The sequence below is a fragment of the Corynebacterium phocae genome, assembly GCF_008693075.1.
Taxonomy (GTDB): Bacteria; Actinomycetota; Actinomycetes; order Mycobacteriales; family Mycobacteriaceae; genus Corynebacterium; species Corynebacterium phocae.
In genome coordinates, this window is the sequence record NZ_VXKJ01000003.1 from 1 (window position 1) to 23245 (window position 23245).

Below are 23245 nucleotides of genomic sequence, written 5' to 3' on the forward strand. Positions count from 1 at the left end.
CTCTTTAAATGTCTTCATGGCCCACACGCTAAACCCAGCGGCAAGCCCTGGCAAGGGCCACACCCTGGCCTGTGGATAACTTCCGCCCCAGCGGGCCAACCCGGCCCAAAACCCTCCCCAACCGCCCCACCCGCCCCACAACCCGGAGTTATCCACAACCCCCGTGAAAGTTTTAGCCACCAACGCCCGCCCCGCCCGGCGGGTGTGCGCAGGAGCAATGTTCTAAACTGGGAGGGTGATAAACCGCGTAGATGTGAAAGAAAGCTCAGAACTTGAATCAGCCCCCGGTTGGTTGCGGTGGAGCGCCATCGTGGCCGGACTGGTGGGGTTCATCCTTTTCATTGCCACCCCGCTGCTGCCGGTCAACCAGACCCAATCCAGCCTGACCTGGCCACAGAACGGCAGCCTGAACTCAGTCAACGCTCCGTTGATTTCCGTGGCACCGGAAAGCATTGAGGCCGCCATCCCGCTGGCCGCAACGCAGTACCTGCGTGAGGACCAAACCATGGTCTACGGCACAGTGCCGGCGGATTCTAAACAAGCCACGGAGCGCGGGCTTTTTGTCAACTACAACGCGGACGCCGGCCTGGTAGTCACCTCCCTGGACGAGGTCATCTTTGACCTTTCGCCCGCCGAACTTAAGCAGGTCCCGGCAACGGAGACGCTGCACCTCGCTGTCACCGAAGACGCGCTTACCGTGCGCCTGGGTAAGTACACGGAAGAAACCGAGGAGGACCTGCGCCCCCAGGTCACCGGCGTCTACACCGAGTTGGAGGACACCCCGGAAGCCATGGCGGCGCTGGGGGAGCTGCGCGTAGACGTGGAAATCAACTCCCGCTTTACCTCCGCGCCTACCTTGTTAAAGCTCCTGGCCATGTGGCTGGGTCTGGCCATGGTGATGGTGTCGCTGTTCGCGCTGGCGCGGATTGACCGCTTGGACGGGCACCGCCGCGGGTTCATGCCCACCACCTGGAAACAAATCCGCCCGCTGGACGCCGTAGTGGCCGCCGTCCTGCTGTTCTGGTACGTCCTGGGCGCAAACACCTCCGATGACGGCTACATCCTCACCATGGCACGCGTGAGCGAAAACGCTGACTACATGGCCAACTACTACCGCTGGTACGGCGTGCCGGAGTCCCCATTTGGCTCCCCGTACTATGACCTCCTGGGAATCATGGCGCAGATTTCCACCGCCTCAATCTTTATGCGCCTGCCTTCCTTAGTCGCGGCCTTGTGCGTGTGGTTCATCCTCTCGCGGGAGATCCTGCCGCGCTTTGGGGGCATCGTAAACTCGGGCCGCGTTGGCCACTGGACTGCCGCACTGATGTTCTTGGCCTTCTGGCTGCCTTATAACAACGGCACCCGGCCGGAGCCGATGGTGGCGCTGGGCGTGATGTTTACCTGGGCATCGTTCGAACGCGCCATTGCCACCCGGCGCCTGCTGCCTGCGGCGGTGGGCACGATTGCCGCCACGGTCACCCTGGCCGTGGGACCTACCGGCCTGTTTGCCGTGGGCGTGTTCCTGGTCAGTTTGCCGCAGGTGTTCAGGATTCTGGGCGAGCGCGCCCGCGCCGCCGGCTGGCCCGCCGTGGTAGCACCCTTCCTGGCCTGCGGCACCGCCATTATGGTGCTGGTATTCGGGGACCAAACGCTGGCCGCCGTGCTGGAATCCACTTCCGTGCGCGCCGCCGTGGGCCCCGCACTGCCGTGGTATTCGGAATATGTTCGCTACGCCACCCTGTTTGATGTTTCCGTGGACGGCTCGCTGACCCGGCGCTTTGCCGTGATTGTCATGTTCGCCTGCCTGAGCCTGATTGCATACGCGTTTATCAAGGACCAGCGCGTGGTGGGCGCGGAAACCGGCCCCACCGCGCGCCTGCTGATGATCATGGGTCTTTCCGCCTTCTTCCTCATGTTCACCCCCACCAAGTGGACGCACCACTTTGGCGTCTACGCGGGCGTGGCGGGAGTCATTGCCGCGCTGGGGGCCGTGGTGCTCTACCAGATTGCCCGGCGCTCTAGCCGCGCGCGCACCTTTGCGCTGGCAGCCGTGGTGTTCCTCATGGCTATTTCCTTGGCCGGCTGGAACGCGTATTGGTACGTCTCTTCCTTTGGCATCCCGTGGTGGGACCGCACCGTGCAGCTCAAGGGCGTTGAGGCCAACTCGGTGGTGCTTGTTATCGCACTGCTTATCCTGGCCGCCGGCATCGCGCAGTCCGTGCGTGCGGAGCAGCGCAAAGATAGTTTTGCCACGCAGCAGGCCTTCGCCGCTAACGAAAGGGCGCGCATGAGTAGCTGGGCTGGGCTGATGTCTGCGCCCATCGCCATTGCTTGTGCGGCGGTTATTACCCTGTCCTTGCTTTCCGTGGCCAAGGCTTACGTGGACCAGTGGCCGGCGTACTCTATTGGCAAGGGCAACCTGGCCGCGCTGGCGGGTAACAGCTGCGGTATGGCCAACGACGTGCTGGTGGAGACCAACACCAATGATTCTTTCCTCACCCCGGTCAGCGGCAGCCTGAGCCAGGCGTTTCGGGACCCGGACGGCCGGGGCTTTGGTCCGGACTTGGTTCCGTCTTTGGCGGAGCTTGAGGATGAGAGCACTGCTAACGCGATTGCCAAGGCGGCGGCCACGGCCGGCACGCAGAAGACCCTGGGCACCAATGAGGACCCTACGCAGGATACGGAGGAGCCTACGTCCGGCGCGCTGCCTTTTGGGTTGCGCAACATTCCGGTGGTGGGTTCCTACACTGAAGATCAGGTAGGCACAGCGGAGCTTACTTCGCAGTGGTTCCACTTGCCAGCACATTCCGCCGATGCCCCCTTGCTTGTGGTCTCCGCCGCCGGCAAGATTTTCCACCACGACGTCAACGGCATTGTTCAAGACGGCGAGGACATCCACTTAGAGTACGGCCGTTTGGACGGCGCCAAGGTGGTAGACAAGGGCGAGGCGGAGTTTGCGCTGGCAGGCGGCGAGCCCAAGTGGCGTAACCTGCGGCTGCCTTTGGATAGCCTGCCGGATAACGCCAACGTGGTGCGCCTGGTGGCCAAGGACACTTCCCTCGCGGAGGATGACTGGCTGGCGTTTACCCCGCCGCGCGTGCCCACAGTGGCGCCGCTCAATGACATTTATGGTGCGGAAACGCCAGCGTTGTTGGACTGGTCTGTGCCGTTGCAGTTCCCGTGCCAGCGGACCTTTGACCACTACGCCGGTGTGACGGAAATTCCGGAGTACCGCATTCTTCCCGATGCCGCCGCGCAAAGCACCCTGTCTGACTTCCAGTCCTACAGTGGCGGCGGTGCCATGGCCACCGCCGAGGCGGTCAACTACTCCTACGAAATCCCCGCTTACCTCAACCACGATTGGTCCCGCGACTGGGGTTCTGTGGAGAAATACCAGCTGCGCACCAACTCCGCCGGCCAGGCCCCGGACCCCGCCCACGTTGACCACGAGGTCATCACCCGCACCGGCTGGTGGAAGAACTCAGATATGCGGGTGGAGGAGAAGTAACCCGCGCCGCGCGCCGCCGCGCACCCCGGGGGTGTCCCGCGACACCGTTCCGCCCCACGCCCGACGCGTGGGGCTTTTCAACGTTCGGAGATTCTTTTTTACGCTCCTTTCAGCTTTACTTTTGGAACTCTTAGGATAAGCTAGAAGAAAGCTTTAATGCGATTAACTTTCCAAACATTCTCCCGCAGGCTTTTTTCAAAAGCCTTATCCGTCAGCTGTGTTTTGGCATAGCTGAGCACTCCTACTTTTTCGAAAGGCCGCTCATGCCAAGATATGGCTTAAAATACAGCGCACCTACATCTCGGCGTACCGCCGCCCTAACCGCTGCGGTCCTGTCCGCGGCACTGATTACGCCGTTCATCCAGCCGGTCGTGGCTCCGCAATCTGTGAGCCAAGCTACTGCGGCCCCTGCCGCCCCGGTTGCCCCTAACTACTCCAATTTGGTTGATGCCGACGGCCTTCTCACCGGCGCTAAGATTGGGATAGGCACCCCCCACACTTTGCATGGACACGTGGTCCTTCAGGAAATTACCGCCAACTCGCGAAATGCCGAATTTGATAGAGCTGGTGTCAACGGTGTTCCTGTGCGTATGCAGTTTAAGGACCCTGACGGTGTTATCTCACCTATCTACTCTGCCACGACTGACCAGTTGGGCAGTGCTAATGGCACCTACTTGTTTGACCTGCGTGCTAAAGATGAAGATGGCAACGTCCTTACTCACCCCGACGCACCGGGCAATGGTACGTATTCCTTTATTGATACCGATGGTAAGCCACACGTGTTCGGGCCCTGGGGAAATCAATCCTATCGCCTGTGGATAGAGGAGCCTGCCGTCAATGAAGATACCGGTAACTCGTTGCTTTATACCCGCCAGACTCCGGGTGCTATTCCGGGTGCGTGGATTGGGGTCAACCAGTCGTCTGTAGCCGGTACTACTTACGTTGCTGGCAGCTATATGCAAAATACTTTGATGGCACTAACGGAGGTGCCTCCGTTGTCTTCCAATGACTCCTATATGGTCCGGGAGAATAGCAATGGTGATAGTGACATCATTGTTGATGACATCGGATTTGTTGAAGGTGGTGTTGATAACTCGTTGTCTGGCATTGTGTGGGAGGATAATCTTCTCAACGAGCGTGGCTCAAACGGTATGGCTTATAACGGCCAGGATGTTCCGTTGGAGGGCTATAAGGTTTTTGCTTCCACGTTGACACCTGTTGCTGCTACCCGGTTCGAGGAAATTCGAAATATGCCGTGGACTGAGCAGGCGCTTGCTACTAAGCAAGCTATTGAAAAGATGCGGGGCAATGGTGAAGAGCCAATTGCTGCGACGGTAATGGCCACTACGAATGCTGATGGCAAGTACACTTTGCGCTTTCCTGATGGCAAGTTTGATCCATCCAATATGTACATGTGGGTTGAATCCCCGGACGGTGAAGTAGTCAAGGCTGTTTCTTATTTTCCTACTCCTGTCTTCCAACCCTGGAATGGCAACGCTAACTCAGGGCCAACCAGCAGTGGTGCACTGGGTATTGGGCCACTTATTTTCAAGAAGAATAGCTATGATCGTGCGCATTTTGCGGTAGTCAATTACAAGCCGGTAAAACTCGATGTGACTAACTATGACACGATTGCTAATCCCGCAGATCGTGGCGATACCGCTGAGGTTGATCTAACCGGCACTTTGCCTAAGAGCGGCAAAGCGTTTGTGCGGTGGACTGATTCTGCTGGGAATCAGGTCGGGGAGGATATTCCGGTTGTCACTTTGGCCGATGATGCTAAAGCTTCGTTGACCGTGCCTGCGGATGCCAAACTTGGTGAGATTTATACCGCTACTTTGCATAGTGGAACGGGCCTAGAGCTTGCTGCCGACGCTTTTGCGGTAAAGAGTGCAAATGCCGAGGTGGCTTACGAGCCACGGACCTACATTGAAGGTCAGGGCGGACTTGTTCCGGCACCAACGTTTACCGATCCAGCCACCGGTGACAAAATTGACATGCCTGCCGGTACGAAGTTCTACAACGAGGACGAAAACGCTGCCAACGGCGGATCTCGCCCTGATTGGTACGATGTCACTACTAACGGGACCATCACCATTGGCCCCGATGCCCCAATTGGAACGCATCAGATTCCGGTAGTTGTCTCTCATCCTAATGGTGAGCAGGTCACGGTCAACGCTGAGGTGACCGTTGTCCCCGAGGACAAACTTAACGCTTCGGTCACCCCGAAATACAGTGAAACGCTGGTTGTTCCGGGGACTGCTGTTACCTCGTCTCCTACGTTCACCGATAAAGATGGCAATGATGTTCCTATCGAGTCTGCTGTTATTGATCCTAGTTTCACTGATCCTGACGGCTATACCGTTGAGATTAATAAGGCTACTGGTGCGGTAACTGTTACGGCTGCTGATGGTACGAAGGTGGAAACCGTTGAGGTTCCTGTTGTTATTACTTATGACGATGGCTCTACGGATGAGGCTACGGCTACGTTCTTGTTGGATACTGATGGTGACGGTGAGCCTGATACCACGGACACCGATGATGACAATGATGGTGTGTCTGATGCGGATGAGAACACGGCTGGTACGGATCCGAAGGATGATAATTCTGTTCCTTCGACTATCGGTGATATCGATGATGTGACTGGCACTGTTGGTGAGCCAATCGATGCTATTGAAGTTCCAGTCGAGAACGTGCCTGAAGGTGGCTCAGTCGAGGTCAAAAGCCTGCCTGATGGCCTAACCTACAATCCTGGGACTGGTCAGATTACGGGTTCTCCCACTACTGCTGGTAAGTCCGCCGTGACCGTGACCGTCCTTGATAAGGACGGCAATCCGGTCAAGGGTGCTAATGGCAATGATGTGACTAAGAAATTCACCATCGGGACTTTTGAGATAAACGACTTAGACGCGGACGGGATCCCCGACTCGAAAGATCCGGATGCTGACGGCGACGGTGTGAATAACGCTGATGAGATTGCTATTGGAACTAACCCGCTTGATCCTGATTCCGATAGTGATGGCAACAGCGATGGTGAAGGTGACTTTGATGGTGATGGCAAGTCCAACGCCGATGAGTCGGTTGTTCCTGACGCTCCTGTCACCGACGGTGATGGTGACGGCCTGGGCGATGTTGATGAGACCGACGTCAATCCCAAAGATGGCACCAACGACTTGGTTGACGGTGTTGATAAGGACGGCGACGGTATCCCTAATGGTAAGGATCCGGATGCTGATGGCGATGGCGTGAATAACGCTGATGAGATTGCTATTGGAACTAACCCGCTTGATCCTGATTCCGATAGTGATGGCAACAGCGATGGTGAAGGTGACTTTGATGGCGATGGTAAGACCAACGCCGATGAGTCGGTTGTTCCTGATGCTCCTGTCACCGACGGTGATGGTGACGGCCTGGGCGATGTTGATGAGACCGACGTCAATCCTAAGGATGGCACCAACGACCTGGTGGATGGCGGGTCAGCGCCAGGCACGCCCGGCATTGATACCGTGCACCCGGGAGACTTCATGCTCAGCGGTACCGGTGAGCCCGGGCGGTCGGTCGAGGTCGAGGTAGACGGCAAGAAGGTCATTGCAAACGTCAACGCGCAGGGGCGCTGGTTTGTCTTCGAAGACGCTCTGCGCAAGGCGGGGATCAGCATCACGGGCGGCACGGTTGTCACCGCGCGCCAGTTCAATGACCTGGACGGAAACGGGCAGCGGGATGGCTACGAGCCGGTGTCCGCTGATGAGACCGTCACGGTAAAAGAACCCGTCAGGACCACCCTGGCTGAGGACCACGCACCTTCGTACACCCCGGCTTCTGTCCGGGTGGGCAGGCAGACAGAAACCTTCACCCCGATTTTTGACCTCACCTCCACCGATGACGTTGAGCAGCGTCCCGCGCCGTTTGGGACAAAGTTCGAGGTCACCGGAGTTACCGCAGGCTACAAGGCCACCGTTGGTAGCAACGGCCGCGTACGTCTAACAGCCCCGGCAAACGCCAAGGTGGGGTCCACCGCGGAGGTAGCCGTCAAGGTTGTCTACAGCGACGGCTCGGAAGATGACACCACGGCAACGTTCACCGTCACTGATTCTTTGCTGGCGGAGAAGTTTGCCCCGGCATACGAGACCGGTGAAACCGGGATCCCCGGTAAGGTGGCCCAGATCGCCCAGATTGGCGAGGCTGCCATGCCGGACGGAACACAGTTTGTGTTCAAACCAGGCGACGCAGACCTGCGTGGCTGGATTGTCAGTGTGGATCCCATCACTGGGCAGCTTGCGGCAATTGCCCCCGCGGGCGCTAAGGCAGGGGACTCCGTGACGTTTGACGTGACGGTGCTCTACAACGACGGTTCCAAAGACATCGTTGCCGTCACCTTGACGGTGGGGCAGCCCACCATCGCCGATGCGGTGGAGCTGAAATACCTCACCACTGGGCTAGATACCGGCGTTTCCAACAACGTGAAGCAAGACAGTGAGATCCAACCGAACTCTAACCACCAGCTGTTGGACCGTGGCACCATCCCGGAGTCATGGGGTCCGGTCACAGTGGACTCTGCGACGGGCACGATCAACGTCAAGGTTCCCGAAAATGCCAAGATAGGCACCTCGGTCACCGCGACTGTGCGGGTGACCTACCGGGACGGCTCGGTTGACACCGTGAAGGTGCAGATGGTGGTCACTGACGTGGTCAACGTCATTGCCGGTCAGCGTGCTACTGGCGATCTCAACTGGGAGTCCGGCACGTTCTCCGTAGATAAGGCCAGTGTGCCGGAGGGATGGAGCGTGAGCATTGACAGCGCCGGCCGGTACTCCGTGGTGGCACCTACGGATGATCCTGAGCAGGCCATTGTCCGCTTCCGCGTGGACGGAGTCGTGGCCGTGGTGGTCTTCCGGGTGACTAAGCCAGTGGAGCCCGCCAGCCCCCAGAGCAGCGAGGGCTCATCGGTGGGGTGGAGCGTTGTCGTTGCCGCGCTGTTTGCCTTGTTGGGTTCTGGGCTTGGTCTGTGGTCCCTGTTTGGCAATCACGATGTCCGCGAAGCGGCTAAGCGCCACGGCATCACCCTTCCTCCTGTCCCTGCATTCCCTTTTCATCTCTAGCCCCAAGGAATCACAATGAAAAAGTTTCGTTTAGTTGCCACGTCGGTTGTCGCGGCGTGCGCTTTGACCACTGGCGTTGTTAGCGTTCCCTCTATTCAGGTCATTCCCGCAGCCCAGGCCGCGCCGGCCCCTGGTGAGGTCCAGCTGCGTAATCAGCGGGTGTTCGCGGAAATTTCCAGCGACGGCACCCGCTCCCACATCAAGTTCGATGATCGCCTTTCTGACGGCTCCCCGCTGATCATGGATCAGCGCGTGCATGCCTTTGTTATTGACGGAGACCAGCGCCAGGTAGTCACATTCGCCGCCGATGACGCCTTCGAGCGCACCGCCGAAGGCAGCAAGACCTTCTACACGCGCACTCATACCGATTCCGCCCTTGAGGTTCAGCTCACCTACATGCTGAGCTTTGACACTGAAGCCAAGACCGTGGAGGTATCTGCGCGGTTGGTGGACAACAGTGCGGAAGGCGGCCGTACCGGGCGCGTGGAAATCTCCAACGTTCCCGAGCCGGCTTTTAGCGGCCTTAGCTATGGGGTTGTCCAACGGGGTGGCGGGTTTAAGCTTGCCTACCAGGAGGAAGATACTCCTAACTCGGTAGTGATTAAGCCGGGGGCTGGGTACAAGTATTCGCTTTCCGGCCCTGCCGCTGAGACCGCCGCGAATGATGATGCGGAAGGTATGCAGGTGCTGGGAGATAGCGCCGAGCGCCAGTTTACGGTCTGGGAAAGTGCCGAGGGTGCGGATGTGGCGGCATCGGTGGCGTTGGAGTTTGCCTCCACCCCTGGTGTCATTGACTCGGATGAAGACGGCATGCCAGACGCCCTAGAGCGTTACCTTGCTCCGCGTTACGGCACCAACCCCGATGAAAAGCAGATCTATCTCCAGCTGAACTGGATGAGTTCCCAGCGCGCGGTTGCACGGTGCGCCGACCTTAAGGAACAGGAAAACTCTTCCGGCCGGAATCTGACACTGACCCCGGGGCAAAGGAGGACGAATAATGAAGCGAAGTGGTACCTCGAGTGCGTTACCAAGGATAATGAGCACTACGCCCCACGCGTAGAAGACCTGGAAGGCTTGGTAGAACTCTTTGCTGACAATGGCTACTCCCTCCTCATTGACGCGGGCAACCTTTATCACAACTTCACCGGCACAGCCGAAGCTGATCTCCGCGGCGGGCCGGTTGATGAATACCGTAGGGACTGGTTCGAGAACGTAGAAAACGGCACTGTGGGCGAGCTCCTGAGGCTCTATTCCCAAAACATTTCCAAGGAGCGCCAGAACATCTTCCGCGCGGGCTTCCTCGGCGGCCGCCGGTCCACAACGTCCAATTCCACCGGCGTTAGTTTGCTAGGACACAACAGCTTCTACGTAGCGATACCTGCGGAGAACCCGGAGGAGGTCCGGTTCAACACCATCCTTCACGAATTTGGCCATAGCTTGAGCCTCACCCACGGCGGTGTGTGGAAAATCAACGGTGAGGAAAATCCTGACCACGAGCGCAATTTCGTGGCCGACCACAAGTCGGTAATGAACTACCTCTATCAGTTGGACAGTAACGTACGTAACCTTCTTGACCATGACGTGATTTCTGATCCATCAAGCCCAGGCGCTGAAGAGGCCCGCCAGACTTGTCTGCGGTCCTTTGGCAGCGAAGCTGATGAGCACTGCCCGCAGCCCGGTGAGTCCTACAAATTCTACGACGAGTGGGACAACCTGATTCTTGCGAACAGCAACATTGGCAAGAAGATCGAAGAAATTGCTCCTTTGACTGAGGAAGAGTTGCACTTCCATGAGGAAAGGCCGTCTATCGATGATCTTCTGGATCAACGGGCTGACGCCAACGACGGTGTAGGCACCATTGAGACCCTGGAGCCCTATGACCTGTTGCAATTCTACGATGGTAACAACATCACCGTTGAGGTAAACAACGTGGGTTCTACCGAAGAGACCTTCACTTTGTTCTACAGCTATCTGGACCGCGTTGAGCAAGAGGTCTTTACTCTGGCTCCGCGTGGCCAAGACGGTGCGGTGGAAAAGCGCAAGATTCCGATGCCCGGCCTCAAGGACTACGAGCTCCCTAATATTGAGGTGGGCTTCAGGCTGGTCAACTCCGCGTCGGAGACGCAGAGTTCCAAGTCTCAGACTTTCAGCTTCCTGCCCATGCCCGCCGACAAAGCCAAGACCGAGTTCGAGAAGATTGCGAATGACCCGGACACCTCCGATGAGGACAAGGAGCAGGCGCAGCGTTTGATCGAGATCGCGGATAAATCCCTGAAGCCCGACGCTTCTACTTCAAACACCACGCCGCCGAAAATCAGCAAGCCGGACAACACCCCGGCTCCCAAACCGGAGCCTAAGCCCGCACCTGCCAACGGCAGCAGCGACGACTCTTGGATCATCGCCGTTGTCCTCGCAGTTCTGGGCCTGCTAGGTGCAGCTGGCGCCGCCGTGTTTGCGAACGGCCAGTTGCCGGCCATGCTGCGCAACCTCTAGCGGTTCGCGCCTAGGCGGCCCGGCGGCCGCCCAGGTTGGACGCGCTAGGCCCGCCGGGGCGCGCTGGGCGGTCTGCGGCACCGCCGGGTAGGCAGCAAAACGCACCAAAGCCGGTGCCCCATTCACTTGGGGCACCGGCTTTTCGCGACCGCTCGCTGCAGCCTTTCGCTGCGGGCGACGCGCTACGGCCGGCGGAAGTCCTCCGTCCGCCCGCGGTTGTGCAGCTTGAGCCATTGCATAAACCCTTTCGGGTCATGGCGCTGGACTAAGAAGAACCACCCAAAGCGGGCGAACTCCTGCGGCAGCAGCTTGCGCATACCGCGCTGCCACAGCAGATACCCGCGGTTGCGGTAGGTGAAGAAACGCTTGAATTCCCCCTCCGGGTACTGGGTGTGCATCTTCCCTCCCAGGATGGGCTTGAACTCATCCGAGCCGTCCGGGTGCAGGTAGCTGGTGGTCAACGCAGTGCCAAACTTTAGGCCGGAATTGGCTAGGCGCCGGTGGTATTCCACCTCGTCGCCGCGGATGAACAGGCGGTAGTCGGGGACGCCGATGATAGCCATGGCATCGGCGGCAATGAGCGCGCCGTTGAACAAGGAAGCGATACCGGGAAGGAAGTCTCCCTCCAGCTCGTCCATCCGGCGGCGCCAGGTCAGGCCCTGGCGCAGGGGGAAAGCCAGCAGCTGCGGGGCGTCGATGTTGCACACGGCAGGGGAGACCTCGTGCAGCTGGTGCTTGTGCGCCACGCGGTAAAGTTCTTTCAACACGCCGTCATCGGCCGGGCGGCCGTCATCATCCGCGCACCAAATAGCGTCCGCGCCCAGGGCCAGGGCCTTCAAGAACCCCAGCGCGAAACCGCCGGCCCCGCCCAGGTTGGTCTTGGAGGGCACGTACACACCGCGCTTGCCGGCCATGTCCTTGACCAGCGCGGCAACGGCGTCCTGGTTGCCGTTGTCCACCACGATGACCCAGTCCACCGGATGGGTCTGGGACACCACCTGGTTTAAGGAGGCGCGCAACAGTTCAACGCGTTGGTGGGTGACAATAACGGCGGCGGTAGTGCCGGCCGGGGAGAGCGTGGCAGTCATGCCTCTATTGTGCCACCTTGTGCGCCGGAGCCCTCCCAGCACCCGGCGGGTGTGGGAATTTTACAGGGAGGGAAGCTGCATAAGACCGGTGTGCAGGGCATGGGCCAGGCCCGCGCCTATTGCCAGGACAACGCCGGCGATGATTGCGCCCAGGGTAATTTCCGCAGTAGTACCCACCGGGTAGCCCTTTGCGGCGTCATTGCGCACGGAGCTCAAGAACAACGCTGCTTTGCCGATGTTGCCCTTGCCGGCCTTCTCCCCAATCTCGCTACTAGTGAACTTGTCTTTGTCACCTTTGATAGAAGATGTCATGTTGCCCGTGGTGGCGGCGCCGATTGCGTAGCCAATGGCCTCGCCGTGGGAGACTTCCGAGGAGCTCTTTTCAGACGATCCCTCCTGCGCGTGGGCCACCGCAGTGGATAGGGTCAGGGCGGTGATGGTGGCAACCAGGCCGGCGCTTAGGCGTTTCATCTGAGAGAGCTCCTTTGAGAGAGTAGAAAAGGTTTCTTATCACTTATCCTAGACTCTCCCGGGCCGGGCGGCTATAAGTTTTGTCATAAAAACTAACAAAAATCCCGCCGGAATTACTCCGGCGGGAAAAGGTCAGTTCAGCTTACATAGGAAGCTTGATCAGGTTAGCAATCTGAGGAGGCAAGACGCCAGCGGAAGCTAGTACTGGAACCAGGGAGAGAATGCCACCCACGATGGCAAAACCCCAGAGGATGTCAGCAGTGGTGCCGGCAGCGTATCCATTTGCGACATCATTCTTATAGGAGGATTGATAGAATTCAAGGTGGGACTTGAGTGAGCCTACTTTTTGCTCATTGGAGGAAGTTTTCAATGCGCCGTCGCTGGAGTGGGCGGAGCCTTGGTGAAGTGGGGAGGTGTCAGCCAATGCGGGGGCAGCGGATAGGGAAACGGCGGTGGCAACAGCAACCAGGCCAGTGGTAAAGCGCTTCATGTAAAAGCTCCTAAGATTTTGAAGGGGACAGCCTCTCTGTGAGGCTCATCCTTATAATAAGTTAGACTTGCCAAAATAAGAAGTTGAACACCATGAGTACCTCAGTTGGGGGTGATAACTTCGCTGGATAGGGCACTAATTGAGAGAATAGTGTGAAATTGGGCGCATAATAAGTTTGCAAAGGAGCAGGTTAGGTGGAGCGCGGATCTGCGTCCTGGGTTTCAAAGCGCTTGAGCAGCTCGCGGACGTACTCCCCCGCGCCGGGGCCCTCGTAAGCCTCCACGACCTCATCGACCAGACCGGCCTGGCGGATTTGCCCGTGGTCCACCCACAAGGCAGTGTTGCACAGCTGCGCCAAGAAGTCATTGGAATGGGAGGCAAAGACCAAGATGCCGGAGCGCTTGACCATGTCCTGGAGGCGGATGCGGGCCTTGTTCATAAAGGCGGCATCGACGGCGCCGATGCCCTCGTCCAACAGCAGGATTTCCGGCTCAATGGAAGTCACCACGCCCAGCGCCAAACGCACGCGCATACCGGTGGAATAGGTGCGCAGCGGCATGGCCAGGTAGTCACCCAGCTCGGTGAACTCCGCGATGTCATCCATCTTGGCCTTCATCTGCTTGATGGTCTGACCCAGGAATAACCCGCGGATGATGATGTTGTCATAACCGGAGACCTCCGGGTCCATGCCCACGCCCAAGTCAAAGACGGGGGCCACCCGGCCGCGCACATGCGAGGTGCCGCGCGTGGGCTCGTAGATTCCAGACAGCAGACGCAGCAATGTGGACTTACCGGCACCGTTGTGGCCCACCAGCCCCACGCGGTCACCTTCGCGAAGGTGCAAGTTGATGTCCTTGAGGGCTTCAACCACCACGGTGTTATTGGCGTTCTTGCCAATCACGCCGCCAGCGGAAGAGAGCATGGCCTTTTTCAACGAGCGCGACTTGGCGTCAAAGATAGGAAAGTCCACACAGGCGTTGTACGTGTCAATTGATACCATTTTGGCTCCTTAAACCCAGTAGCTCACGCGGAAGCGCCATTGGCGCATGGCCACGATGGCAAGCCCCAGGCCCGCGAAGGTGCAGGCCAGGACAATCCACCAGTGGTAGGCGGCCACCGGCTCACCGATCATGGGGGCGCGGACAATTTCCAGGTAGTGATACAGCGGGTTAATCTCCGCGATCTTGGCCCGCGATGCCGCGTCCCCGCCCTGCTGCGTCAGCGTCTTGGTGGTCCACACGATGGGTGTGACGTAGAACAGCAGCTGCACCAGCGCCTCCAGCAGCGGTGCCACGTCGCGGAAACGCGTTGCCACGATGCCAAAGAACATGGCCACCCACACGCCGTTGACCAGCAAGAGGAACAAACCCGGAATGAAAAGCAAAAGCTCAAGGCCCAAAGAGCGGGGGAATATGAGCATGAGAACCACCCAGATAATCAAGTTGTGTCCCAAGAACAGGGTCTGGCGCCACACCAGCCGGTAGACATGCACCGACAGCGCCGAGGGCAGCTGCTTAATCAAGCCCTCATTATCAATGAAGATGTTGGCACCCTCTTTAATAGCGCCGGCGATGAAATTCCACAGGATAAGCCCCACCGTGACGTGGGGGAGGAACTCCCCAACCGGGATCTGAAAGAGCATGGAGTACAGCAGGCCCAGTGCGGCGGCCATCACACCGGTGGCGATGGTGATCCAGAACGGGCCCAGGACAGAACGGCGGTAGCGCTGCTTGATGTCTTGGATTCCCAGCTTGAGCCACAGCTCATGCTGGCCGGCACCACGCACCAAATCCTTCCAGGCGGCAGTGAAAGTCATGGAATCAGACTTGGGCACCTCTTTGCCTGGTGGTTGCGTCATGCGGGCGACATCAGCGCGCAGTTGGTTAGTATCTTGCACGGGTTTAACCCTATCACCTGGGCAAAAACTATTGTCCCGACATGCGTATAGAGTAGGCTATACGCTTGTTCGAGGAGGGATTTTCATGTCGTCTTATGACGCAGCCAGTGTTCGTGGCCTTTATGCTGGGCTTTCGGACGGTTGGACGTACCTCAATGCCCACGCGGCACCACAAGTGGCGGAAAAAGTTGCCTCCGGGGTGGCCCGGTCTTTCCGCATGAGCAACCTGGTGGCGCAACCTGACGCGCCCACCGGGTCACATTCCGCGCGTGCGGTGCCGGGGCAGTTGGAGGGTGACGGCTTCGTGGCATCGGCACGTATGGCCGTGGCTGACCTGGTGGGTGCGCGCCCGGACGTGGTGGTCCTGGGCCCCTCCTTGCCAGTGCTCTACCAATCATTGGCGCGGGCGCTCAAACCGCTGCTGCGACGCAATTCCTCTGCAGTACTCTCCCGGCTAGACCCACCGGAGCTGTACTCCGCGTTCTCCGGGCTGTGCGGTGACGTGCGATGGGCGCAACCCGACCTAGGAACCGGTGAACTGCCCGCATTTCAATATGACGATCTAGTGGACGGCTCCACCCGCCTGGTCGTGGCCTCTGCCGCACACGAATCTTTAGGGACCATTGCCCCGGTGGCGGAGATCCTAGAAAAAGTCCGCGCGCGCTCCCGCGCGTGGACCGTGCTGGACGTCACTGCGCTAGCACCCTACCGCCCCGTGGACATCCACGAACTAGGCGTAGATATTGTGGGCGTTGACCTAGGCCAGCTGGGCGGTCCGCAGATTGCCGCCCTGGTATTCCGGGACACTTCCATGTTCAAGCGGCTAGATACGCTTAACCCCGTTAAGCACGAACCCACCGCCGCCAAGCTGGAAACCCCAGTCTCCGCCGGGATGGCCGGCGGCGTGGGACCCTTGGTGGATCATCTGGCTGGGCTGGCTGCCGCCGGTAGGGGTTCCCGGCGCAACCGCCTGCACAAGTCCATGGGCTCCTTCAGCGAATACATCGATGATCTGCGCGCAGACCTCTACATATACTTGAGTGCGCTGCCGCAGGTCCACATCATGGGCTACTCCGGTGAGGCCGCCGCCGGCGCATCCAATAACCGGCTGCCGCGCCTGACTTTTGCCGTACAGGGCGTCCCGGCTGAAACCGTGCACCAACGCCTCTTTGACAACCAGCTGGTCACCACCGTGGCGCCCAGCACCCCGCTGCTCGATGAGATGGGGCTGCACGAAATTGGCGGCGGCGTGACCATTGGCCTGGGGCCGTTTAACACGCACGCGGACATTGAGCACTTAACGCGTGTGGTGGCGTCCCTGGCTTAAAGGCAGTTGTGGTCACCTTGCGGCGCTTCGCCCTTTGCGGCATCCGATGGGGTTTCTTGCGTGCGGTGGTCTGTCGGCGGGCAGCAGAAGATGAAAATTTGCAACCGCTGTCTAGCATAAGCGCCCCGGCACGGTGTTCGTGTTGGGGGAAATGTCGTAAGTGAGAGTTGGTTACTTGGTTGGTGGCTGGTTGTGCCGTGAAATTCGACGGATTTGTCCTCAAGTGTGTTCAGGGTAGTAAAGGAACCAAGTCAGATATTTACGGGGGTTCCCTGGATAGAACCTCCAACAATGCGAGCGAAGCGAGCTTCTTCGGCCTGCGTTTAAACCCCTCGTCAATCCATCATTCTTTGAACGGAATCGTCGATAAAACTAGTCGCGTAAACTAGTCACTGACGCTGTGCATGCAAAAGGGTCATGACATCGTGCATGCAAAGGATGATGCGATGACAGCTGCTGGTCTCAGTAGGAATAATCAGCAGAAATAATTAGGAGGAATAAAATGAAAATAGGAAGATTGCTTATCGTCACCGTATTATCAGTGGGGATCATTCTTACCATCCTTGGAATGGTTCCCTCCGAATGGTTAAGCTCGATTCTGGGCTTCGGGCCCCTACTGTGCACCACGGGAGCAATTGCTGGCGTTCTCTACAGTTTGTTTGTTGCCCAAAAACGGCGTAAATGAGGATTCAATAATTTCCCGGTTCCCCTTCGCTACGGCCTAAAGTGCTGTAATGAAGGGGTTTCGCACACCACCAACAACCCCCCAAACCCCGGAACAAATTTGTGTCGCTTGACACGAAGGGCAAATGGAAATACCTCAAGTAACTGGAGCCTAATTCCTATCCCATTCCACACCCCTTTCGGGCTTTGTGGCTGGGCTAGATGGCACCACTTAGACGGTGAGCACCAGCGTGCCGGTGACTTCGCCGGATTCGAGGGTCTCGTGGGCATCGGCGGCTTGGGCAAGCGGGAAGGTGGCGTGCAGCGAGTGCTTGACGCGGCCGTCTTCCAGCATGGGCCAGATGTTGTCCACCGTGGCAGCCACGATCTCTGCCTTGGCCTGGGTGCCCCGGGAGCGCAGCGTGGTGCCCTGCAAGGTGAGGCGCTTGGCCAAAACGATACCCAGGTTCAGATCCTCCTTGGTGCCGCCCTGCAGGCCGATGGTCACCAGGTGTCCGTCCTTGGCCAGCGCCTTGAGGTTCTGCTTGAGGTACTTCGCCCCAATGATGTCCAAGATGACGTCGCACTGGTTCTTCAGTTCCTCCGCGAAGTCCTGTTCCTTGTAATTGATGAGGATATCCGCGCCCAGCTCGCGGCAGCGGTCGAGCTTCTGCTTGGAACCGGCAGTCACCGCGACCTTCGCGCCCAGCGCCTTGGCCACCTGGATGGCAAAGGTGCCAATCCCGCCGCCACCGCCGTGAATCAAGATGGTCTGGCCCTCTTTCAGCCCGGCCTCCATGACCAGGTTGGACCACACGGTGCAGGCCACTTCCACTACGGCCGCGGCGTGCTCGAAGCTAAAGCCCTCCGGCAAGCGCATGACCTGGCCTTTGGGCACGGCCACGTATTCGGCGTAGCCGCCGCCGGCTAGTAGGGCTGCGACCTCTTGGCCTTGCTCAAAGTCAGAGTCCCCTGCGTCCGCGATGACGCCGGAAATTTCTAAGCCAATTACCTCCGATGCCCCCTCCGGCGGCGGGTAGTGCCCCTTGGCCTGCAGGAGGTCAGCGCGGTTGACGCCCGCGGCCTTGACCTCGATGAGCACCTCACCCTTTTTGATGGTGGGGGTGTCTACCTCGGTTAGCTCCAGGGAGCTGGGATTGTCAGTGTCTTGTTGAATAATTGCCTTCATTTTTCCCAGGGTAGCGAAAACCGGCCGATCCCGGGCGAATATGGATCCCGGCGCATAATTTAGTATCCTTAACTGGTTGCTTGCTTTTTAGGCAATGAGGAGACGTGGCAGAGCGGCCGAATGCACTGGTCTTGAAAACCAGCGTGGGGAAACTCACCGCGGGTTCAAATCCCGCCGTCTCCGCGGTGTGAAGTCTCGAGACATCGTTTGCGTTTGATGTCTCGAGATTTTCTTTTTGGGGTCATTCTGGGCGCTCCGCTGCCTGACTCGGTGGGAGTCCAGGGGGCTGTGCCCCTGTGGCGGGGCGCTCGTGTTACTGAGAAACTGGAACATCTAGCTATTGCCTCAAACAGCTCGAATCGGGTAGGGTACAGGTATCATGACCGGTTCCGCCCCTCGGGGTCCAGGGCCGGTCTTCATTCTTCTGAGAACCGGAGACGGGCACCGATTATGGTCGAGAGTTCACCCAAGGCTTTTAAGACCTACAACGAGCAGATCGCTCTCCTGCGGTCTCGAGGTATGCGCATCGATGATGAGGGTTACGCCCGAGCGGTCCTAGAACAGGTTAATTACTACCGCCTTTCGGGTTACTGGTACTCGCTGCGGCGCATGTCCGACCAATCGCTTCACAGATGTGACGAATTCGTCGAGGGGACCTCATTCGAACAGGTGACTGCACTCTACGACTTCGATGAGCGTCTCCGCTCACAGGTGTTTCAGGTGGTAAGCATCATCGAGCTTGCGCTGCGTGCATTGCTCGGGCACGTGCTTGGGCGAATTGACCCGCAAATCCATCTGAACCCTAACCTTCTTGGATCTTTGGCTCGAGCACCGCAGTCAGCAGGTGAACCTTCCGCTGACTACAACCGATGGTTGGGTCGCTACCGCAGGGAGATCGGGGCTTCCCGTGAGGATTTTGTTGCCCACCACAACGAGACATACGGTGGTCGTCTGCCCATTTGGGCGGCTGTAGAGGTCATGGATTTTGGACTTCTGAATTACTTATATCGGCTTTCCCCGGACAACGTCCGTGAAGACATTGCAGCCCGCGTCCAGTTGACGCCTGCCCAACTTGGGTCATGGATCAAATCACTCAATATAGTGCGAAACTACTCCGCACACCACGCGCGGATGTTTAATCGCGTGTACGTCCTTCAGCCCCGACTTCCTAGGCCGGGGACGAACCCTGGTCTGGATGCGGTGAGAGGCGTAATGAACCGCTGCTTTGGGCAGCTGACACTAATCCAGCATTTCATCGCAGCCCTTGATCTCCGTGGCCGAAATGTCCTTCCCGAGGTTTTAGCAACCTACCCCACAACGGTGGCTCCAGTACCCATCAGCCATATCGGAGCGCCCCAACACTGGCAAGAGCTCCTACTCTGGCGCACCAACAGCTAGTGATTCATATAGAAGGAACGCTCATACTCACCGGTATCAAGTGGTAGGCCCTAAGCCCAGGCAGGACCGGTATTCATCAGCCTACAGATCTACTCCACACTGGTGGCGGTGGCCTGCCAGTATAGGTTCTTGCCCTCCGGCGTGGTGGTTTTACATCCAAGTCAGGTAGTTACGCGAGCTTTAATCGTTGAGTGGCCGGTGACCATGGACCCGCACCCCGGGTTTGGAAAAGAAGACGCTGCGAATGAGTGACTGAGAGCGTGGGGCGGATGGGAAGATCGGAAGCCATTCTGTAGGGGGAATTGTTGTATCCGGGAAACAAGGGAGGCACTCCCTTAGCTTTCCCACGGGCGTAGTAAATCTTAGAAGACCTTGCCAGCCAAGGTGGGGGGCTAAAATGCTCTACATCACAGTTGCCTAGATGGAAGGGAATGAAGGGGAATGCAAGAGATTAGTAAAGATAACGCCTTATTGGCCTCTATTTTCTACGTGCTGGTTTTTGCTGGTTCTACGTTGCTCTCGGTACACATGCAAAGCGGGGACCACCTAGCTGGGGGCACTGTCTTCTTGTGGCTTGCTCCACTGGCTGTTGGCTTGGCTGGGATTGCTTACTTGATCGTGGCCAGGGACTTCCGGGCCACGGTCTTCTATGGAGTTCCCACCGTGGCGTTCGCTATAGCTGTTGCCTTGATGGCGCCGTCTACGTTTACTCGTTTATTGAGCCTGGTGTTGTATACCCTTTTAATTGGCGTTCTTTGGTACCAGCAATCAAGAACTCGGACCGCTTAGAATGCAACGGTTGTAACGTTTTTTGGGGGGCAGGATTGAGTGAGTAAGGTCCATCTTACTTCTACTAGAAAGCGGTTTTTATGTCCCCTAATTTTTTGAAAAATTTCCCTATCCCGTTGTCGCCGAAAGACCTGGCGGCCGCTGCGGTGGCCGTGGTGGTTGCCATCATGGGCATCGTTGGTATTTCCGTTGCTACCACCCATGAGGGAATGTCTAGCGTCCATGGTTCCGAAAACGCACGACAATTGGAGTCGCGGGATGATCTTCTCCGCGAAAAGCCAATTGAGTGGAGCCGATACGAGGTGGCGAAGGGCGGTGATGCGGTGCGGATTTTCTTTAACACCGGCAGCTGTGAAGGCATTCGCACGGAAGTTGAAGAGACCACCTTCGCGGTAAAAATCAAGCTCTATGAAGGCGTGCCGCCGGAGTTGGATGGAAAGCCTTGCACTGATGACGCCCGAATTGGTTCAACCCTGGTGAAGCTGGAAAAGCCGGTGGGGCTGCGCCGGGTGGTGGATCCTCGCAAGGAAGGCTCGAGCAGCTAGTTCCTTTCTGGTTCAGAGAAACACTTGAGCATTGTTGAGTCGTCAACCTGTGTGTAGTGTTTGTACTGAGGAAAGTAAGAGCGCGCGCAAGCGTTGTCGTCCTGCTGTGAGACAGAGACTTGTTTTCGATAGGTCTTTAACAGTGGTTTAAGAATCAAGGGGCTTCCATGTGGTTTGACGGGTATCATCAGCAATTTGGGAACCGGCTGGAGGAATTTCTTTCCACCGCAGTGCCTACAGCGCTCGCAGAACTCACGAATGCCCAGCAGCAACACGTCACTGATGGCGCTGGAGAGTTTCCTGTCGAAATTCTGCTGGGCATCCTCAACTCTGAGCACAGCTACGAAGACAAAGTCACCCGAATTCTAGTCATAACCGGCACGTGGCTGAATGCGGCATCAGGCAGCCAGTGGGCACTCGGACCTTTAAGCTGGGCGAATTACTCCGAAAGAGTAGGCATTGGCGTTAGATGGGATGAGATTGCATTTGCCCCGTTGCTAATCACCGCAGAGAACCTTATCGATACATATCCCGCCTGGCCAGGAGTGCTCATGGAATTCTCCCGGATGCAAGAAGCTGACCGTGATTACTACCGCCAGCGAATTCAGGAAACTAGAGCTGGAGAGGAGAAGGAAACTCTTCTCAACCCTCAGCCTACTCAGAACGGGTAAGGGGTTTACCCTTGGCAGCCGGGGAGGTCTACGAATGAAGCGAGGCTCTGTTGTGATCCCTGCTTAAAGCAAGATGGACTGGCTCTCCTCCCGAGTGCTTGGATTAGTCGGAGTGAGCGGAAAAGGTGCTGCTTGCACCGGCGATGAGTAACTCGAGCTTGCGTTGCCACCAGGCGTGCGGGCCTTCACGGAGCATGGTTGAGATGAGGGTGGAGATATCAGCCACCAGCGGATCATCGTTGTTATCGCCGGTGGCGGAGTATTGCTCGGCGATATCGCTGAGGGTTAGGGCGCCGGCTCTTGCTTGTTTGAGCCGGACGGATTCACCTTCGGTGGTGATGGTGCGGGTGTGGTGCGTAACAAGGTGGATGTTATAGGCGATAATTTAGTTGGAATCTATTTCATCTAGCGGGCGCTGGTTCCGCTGGCCGAGCCGGTGGGAGTCTGGCGCGCGTGCGTGGTGGCGTTTGGGTTTCCGGGATGTTCGGTATTTCAATTTCGCTGAGCGCGACCAATGCGCTTGATCAATTAAGGAGAAACACATGTTTAATCTTCCTATTCCCCCTGCGCTGCGAGGCTTTATCAAGGACCCGCAGAGTCTGCTCGCGCTCATTGGCGGCGGCATCGCTCTGGTGGCGGCTATCGTGACGGCTGGCGTCCTGGGGTCCGGCGCAGGCTCTTCTGCTGGGGACGCCGGGAAGCCTGCGGAGGGGCAGTCCACGGTTGTGGTGAAGAAGGCTGATGGCCAGGTCCCAGCTCAAGGGAATTGCCAGCTCAAAGGCATCAGTCCTGAAGAGGTAGTTCGCAGGACCAATGATCGTGGCGTATTCCACTGGAAGTTCGAGCCGGGGGAGTACACCGTCTCCGCCTCCTGCCTGGTGCCTTCGCCTGCCACCTCAAGCACCGAAACCCTTAAGGGCGAGACAACGTTTACCGTGGAAGACTCCCCGGTCACGGTGACTATCACCGTCAAGTAAGCGTTGCTGCCACCAGAGGGATATTGAAAAGCGTGCAGCCGCGGATGAACTCGCAGTTCTCTCTGATGAACTTGGGTTCTACGAATGAGCTGTTGTACCGCGGGCTATAACGCGAACGTGCTCTATCCCAGCATGCTTCGTGATATCCTCATCCGTCTCGCAAGCGCCGGACACTTTTCACGCACGGTGGACCGACGCCATCCTGGATGAGGTTTTCCGCAATCTAAAGAAAAATCGCCCCGACCTAGATCCGGTGAGACTCGACAGAACCCGCAATCTCATGTGTCAAGCGGTAGATGATTGTCTCGTGACCGGCTACGAGGATCTTATCCCAGCTCTTTGCCTTCCAGACCCGGATGACAGGCATGTTCTGGCGGCAGCGATCCGGTCTGGAGCGCAAGTAATTGTTACTGAGAACAAGCGGGATTTTCCCCGACATGAGCTGGAAAAGTATGGCATAGGGGCCCAATCTGCCGATGAATTCCTCTGCGATCACATCGATCTCTTCGGCCCCAGCGTTCATCAGACGATTACCTATGCTGCAGTGGCCTTCAAGAAACCACCGAGAACCATTGATGATGTGCTTGACTCGTTAGCCAAGGCTGGCGCTCATGAGGCAGCGGAGGTTCTTCGCCGGTAG

17 protein-coding genes and 1 tRNA gene are annotated in these 23245 nt (G+C 57.9%); 11 read left to right on the forward strand and 7 right to left on the reverse strand.

Translation table 11 applies throughout. From position 1 onward, the window contains the following. The first annotated feature begins 238 nt into the window (after positions 1-238). The 3 genes from F4V58_RS00195 (at position 239) to F4V58_RS00205 (ending at position 11100) form a co-directional block, all read left to right on the forward strand. A complete protein-coding gene (locus F4V58_RS00195; RefSeq protein ID WP_075736302.1) occupies positions 239-3508 on the forward strand; it encodes an arabinosyltransferase domain-containing protein in 3270 nt (1089 codons plus the stop codon). Between the two features lie 263 nt (positions 3509-3771). After that, positions 3772-8607, forward strand: a complete 4836-nt coding sequence (locus F4V58_RS00200; RefSeq protein ID WP_075732346.1) for a YPDG domain-containing protein — start codon at positions 3772-3774, stop codon at positions 8605-8607. Between the two features lie 15 nt (positions 8608-8622). After that, positions 8623-11100: a zinc metalloprotease gene (locus F4V58_RS00205; RefSeq protein WP_075732348.1), complete on the forward strand. Its 2478-nt coding sequence runs from the start codon at positions 8623-8625 to the stop codon at positions 11098-11100. A gap of 182 nt (positions 11101-11282) precedes the next feature. On the opposite strand, the gene glfT1 is transcribed toward F4V58_RS00205, so the two are convergent. The 5 genes from glfT1 to wzm all read right to left on the reverse strand — a co-directional run bounded on the left by glfT1 (position 11283) and on the right by wzm (position 15007). Beyond that, positions 11283-12188: a galactofuranosyltransferase GlfT1 gene (gene glfT1, locus F4V58_RS00210; protein WP_075732350.1), complete on the reverse strand. Its 906-nt coding sequence runs from the start codon at positions 12186-12188 to the stop codon at positions 11283-11285. A 60-nt stretch (positions 12189-12248) separates the two neighbouring features. Further along, on the reverse strand, positions 12249-12659 hold the full coding sequence (locus F4V58_RS00215; RefSeq protein ID WP_075732352.1) for a hypothetical protein: 411 nt from the start codon (positions 12657-12659) through the stop codon (positions 12249-12251). A 142-nt stretch (positions 12660-12801) separates the two neighbouring features. Further along, positions 12802-13149: a hypothetical protein gene (locus F4V58_RS00220; protein WP_075732353.1), complete on the reverse strand. Its 348-nt coding sequence runs from the start codon at positions 13147-13149 to the stop codon at positions 12802-12804. Between the two features lie 190 nt (positions 13150-13339). Next, entirely contained in the window at positions 13340-14149 is an 810-nt protein-coding gene (gene wzt / locus F4V58_RS00225; RefSeq protein ID WP_075732355.1) for a galactan export ABC transporter ATP-binding subunit Wzt/RfbE, read from the reverse strand. 9 nt (positions 14150-14158) lie between these two features. Next, positions 14159-15007 (reverse strand): galactan export ABC transporter permease subunit Wzm/RfbD, encoded by an 849-nt coding sequence (gene wzm, locus F4V58_RS00230; RefSeq protein ID WP_075736304.1) that lies wholly within the window; start codon positions 15005-15007, stop codon positions 14159-14161. A 124-nt stretch (positions 15008-15131) separates the two neighbouring features. Between wzm and F4V58_RS00235 the strand changes: the two genes are divergently transcribed. Further along, positions 15132-16373 (forward strand): aminotransferase class V-fold PLP-dependent enzyme, encoded by a 1242-nt coding sequence (locus F4V58_RS00235; RefSeq protein WP_075732357.1) that lies wholly within the window; start codon positions 15132-15134, stop codon positions 16371-16373. A gap of 895 nt (positions 16374-17268) precedes the next feature. Here F4V58_RS00235 and F4V58_RS00240 read toward each other — a convergent pair. Next, positions 17269-18225: an NAD(P)H-quinone oxidoreductase gene (locus tag F4V58_RS00240; RefSeq protein ID WP_075732361.1), complete on the reverse strand. Its 957-nt coding sequence runs from the start codon at positions 18223-18225 to the stop codon at positions 17269-17271. Between the two features lie 98 nt (positions 18226-18323). Between F4V58_RS00240 and F4V58_RS00245 the strand changes: the two genes are divergently transcribed. The 5 genes from F4V58_RS00245 to F4V58_RS00265 all read left to right on the forward strand — a co-directional run bounded on the left by F4V58_RS00245 (position 18324) and on the right by F4V58_RS00265 (position 21628). Continuing rightward, positions 18324-18408: transfer RNA gene (locus tag F4V58_RS00245), tRNA-Ser, on the forward strand. 267 nt (positions 18409-18675) lie between these two features. Next, positions 18676-19623, forward strand: coding sequence for an Abi family protein (locus tag F4V58_RS00250; protein ID WP_075732362.1), 948 nt, complete (start codon positions 18676-18678; stop codon positions 19621-19623). A gap of 441 nt (positions 19624-20064) precedes the next feature. Next, positions 20065-20412, forward strand: coding sequence for a hypothetical protein (locus F4V58_RS00255; protein ID WP_075732364.1), 348 nt, complete (start codon positions 20065-20067; stop codon positions 20410-20412). A gap of 80 nt (positions 20413-20492) precedes the next feature. Then, positions 20493-20957, forward strand: a complete 465-nt coding sequence (locus F4V58_RS00260) for a hypothetical protein (protein WP_075732366.1) — start codon at positions 20493-20495, stop codon at positions 20955-20957. Positions 20958-21124: 167 nt separating this feature from the next. Next, on the forward strand, positions 21125-21628 hold the full coding sequence (locus tag F4V58_RS00265) for a hypothetical protein (RefSeq protein ID WP_075732368.1): 504 nt from the start codon (positions 21125-21127) through the stop codon (positions 21626-21628). A 103-nt stretch (positions 21629-21731) separates the two neighbouring features. Here the strand turns inward: F4V58_RS00265 and F4V58_RS12930 are convergent, their stop codons facing one another. Then, positions 21732-21854, reverse strand: a complete 123-nt coding sequence (locus F4V58_RS12930) for a hypothetical protein (protein ID WP_281247307.1) — start codon at positions 21852-21854, stop codon at positions 21732-21734. A 316-nt stretch (positions 21855-22170) separates the two neighbouring features. On the opposite strand from F4V58_RS12930, the gene F4V58_RS00270 reads away from it, so the two are divergent. Both F4V58_RS00270 and F4V58_RS00275 read left to right on the forward strand, forming a co-directional pair. Next, on the forward strand, positions 22171-22605 hold the full coding sequence (locus F4V58_RS00270; RefSeq protein ID WP_075732370.1) for a hypothetical protein: 435 nt from the start codon (positions 22171-22173) through the stop codon (positions 22603-22605). 139 nt (positions 22606-22744) lie between these two features. Beyond that, positions 22745-23245 carry a PIN domain-containing protein gene (locus tag F4V58_RS00275; protein WP_245803004.1) on the forward strand — a complete coding sequence of 167 codons (501 nt, stop codon included), beginning with the start codon at positions 22745-22747 and terminating at the stop codon, positions 23243-23245.

Coding starts and splice junctions, on each gene's coding strand:
- F4V58_RS00200 (WP_075732346.1), top strand. CDS start 3,772: ATGCCAAGATATGGCTTAAAATACAGCGCACCTACATCTCGGCGTACC.
- F4V58_RS00205 (WP_075732348.1), top strand. CDS start 8,623: ATGAAAAAGTTTCGTTTAGTTGCCACGTCGGTTGTCGCGGCGTGCGCT.
- glfT1 (WP_075732350.1), bottom strand. CDS start 12,188: ATGACTGCCACGCTCTCCCCGGCCGGCACTACCGCCGCCGTTATTGTC.
- F4V58_RS00215 (WP_075732352.1), bottom strand. CDS start 12,659: ATGAAACGCCTAAGCGCCGGCCTGGTTGCCACCATCACCGCCCTGACC.
- F4V58_RS00220 (WP_075732353.1), bottom strand. CDS start 13,149: ATGAAGCGCTTTACCACTGGCCTGGTTGCTGTTGCCACCGCCGTTTCC.
- wzt (WP_075732355.1), bottom strand. CDS start 14,149: ATGGTATCAATTGACACGTACAACGCCTGTGTGGACTTTCCTATCTTT.
- wzm (WP_075736304.1), bottom strand. CDS start 15,007: ATGACGCAACCACCAGGCAAAGAGGTGCCCAAGTCTGATTCCATGACT.
- F4V58_RS00235 (WP_075732357.1), top strand. CDS start 15,132: ATGTCGTCTTATGACGCAGCCAGTGTTCGTGGCCTTTATGCTGGGCTT.
- F4V58_RS00240 (WP_075732361.1), bottom strand. CDS start 18,225: ATGAAGGCAATTATTCAACAAGACACTGACAATCCCAGCTCCCTGGAG.
- F4V58_RS00250 (WP_075732362.1), top strand. CDS start 18,676: ATGGTCGAGAGTTCACCCAAGGCTTTTAAGACCTACAACGAGCAGATC.
- F4V58_RS00255 (WP_075732364.1), top strand. CDS start 20,065: ATGCAAGAGATTAGTAAAGATAACGCCTTATTGGCCTCTATTTTCTAC.
- F4V58_RS00260 (WP_075732366.1), top strand. CDS start 20,493: ATGTCCCCTAATTTTTTGAAAAATTTCCCTATCCCGTTGTCGCCGAAA.
- F4V58_RS00265 (WP_075732368.1), top strand. CDS start 21,125: ATGTGGTTTGACGGGTATCATCAGCAATTTGGGAACCGGCTGGAGGAA.
- F4V58_RS00270 (WP_075732370.1), top strand. CDS start 22,171: ATGTTTAATCTTCCTATTCCCCCTGCGCTGCGAGGCTTTATCAAGGAC.